General features: G+C 58.0%; 1 protein-coding gene. It reads left to right on the top strand.

Annotated elements, in window-relative coordinates:
• The first annotated feature begins 89 nt into the window (after nucleotides 1-89).
• A protein-coding gene (locus tag CRO48_RS31500; RefSeq protein WP_097143559.1) for an IS3 family transposase occupies nucleotides 90-1,441 on the top strand; the annotation gives its coding sequence in 2 pieces (ribosomal slippage) (nucleotides 90-426 and nucleotides 426-1,441; 1,353 coding nt in all).
• The last annotated feature ends 74 nt before the right edge of the window (nucleotides 1,442-1,515 follow it).

The raw sequence follows: 1,515 nt of genomic DNA, 5'->3' as shown, positions 1-1,515 counted from the left end.
TGTCCGACATCAGCGCCCATGAGACAGACCTGGCTTAGTTGAGAAGAGAGGATTTTCGGCTCATCGTAGCTCATTCACAGGAAGCGAAGATGAGACAAAAATCCGGGCCGCAGACATCGGCGGCAGAGAAGACGATCAAGGACATCCGCCGCGCCACGCGCAAGCACCATTCAGCCGGGGACAAAATCCGTGTCGTCCTGGAAGGCCTGCGTGGCGAAGACAGCATCGCCGCGATCTGCCGCCGCGAGGGGATCGCCGAGAGCCTGTATTATAGCTGGTCGAAGGAATTCCTCGAAGCTGGCAAGAAGCGCCTTGCGGGCGATACCTCCCGTTCGGCAACGAGTGACGAGGTGAAGGCGCTGCGTAAGGAGAGCCGCGACCTGAAGGAGGCGCTGGCCGACCTCACCCTGGAGAACCGCCTGCTCAAAAAAAGCATGATCGGGCATGGGGGCGACGACGAATGAGATATCCCGCCACCGAAAAGCTTGAGATCATCCGGCTGGTCGAGCAGTCGCATTTGTCAGTCAGGCAGACACTCGAAAAGCTCGGCATTCCGAGACCTACCTTCTATCGATGGTATGACCGGTTCCAGACCCATGGCGTCGAGGGGCTGGAAGACCGGACTTCTGCGCCATCACGGGTGTGGAACCGCATTCCTGACGATATCAGGGATCGCATTGTCACCATGGCGCTGGACCACGCCGATCTGTCGCCGCGCGAGCTGGCGGTGAAGTTCACCGACACGGAAAGCTACTTCGTGTCAGAGGCTTCGGTCTACCGCCTGCTCAAGGCCCATGATCTGATCACGTCGCCAGCCTATATCGTCATCAAGGCCAACGACGAGTTCAAGGACAAGACCACGCGGCCGAACGAGATGTGGCAAACCGACTTCACCTACCTGAAGGTCATCGGCTGGGGATGGTTCTACCTGTCGACCATTCTCGACGACTATTCCCGCTACATCATTGCCTGGAAGCTGTGCACCAGCATGAAGGTGGACGACGTCACCGACACGCTCGACTTGGCGCTGGCCGCCTCAGGCTGCGACAAGGTCAAGGTCGAACACCGGCCGCGCCTGCTGTCCGACAACGGCCCGTGTTACGTCGCTTCCGATCTCGGTGAATGGCTGGAGACATACAAGATCAACCAGGTTCATGGCGCTCCCGGCCATCCGCAGACACAAGGGAAAATCGAGCGCTGGCATCAGACGTTGAAGAACCGCATCCTGCTGGAAAACTACTTCTTCAAGGAAGACCTTGAGGCGCAGATCGCGGCCTTCGTCGAGCATTACAATCATCGTCGATACCACGAAAGCCTCGACAATCTCACTCCGGCCGACGTCTACTTCGGACGCGGACAGACCATCCTGCTCGAACGCGAAAGGATCAAACGCGACACCATCAGACAGCGCCGCTTGAACCACCAGGCCAAAGCAGCTTAAATCAATCCGCAAACCGAGCCGGAAACTCCATTCTTCCAGAGCCCCAAAAGTCTCAAATTATTCGACGACGGACA

Source organism: Rhizobium subbaraonis, assembly GCF_900220975.1.
Lineage (GTDB): Bacteria > Pseudomonadota > Alphaproteobacteria > Rhizobiales > Rhizobiaceae > Mycoplana > Mycoplana subbaraonis.
The sequence above is the reverse complement of the archived record's forward strand: the minus strand, read 5'-3'. Positions and strand labels throughout refer to the sequence as shown.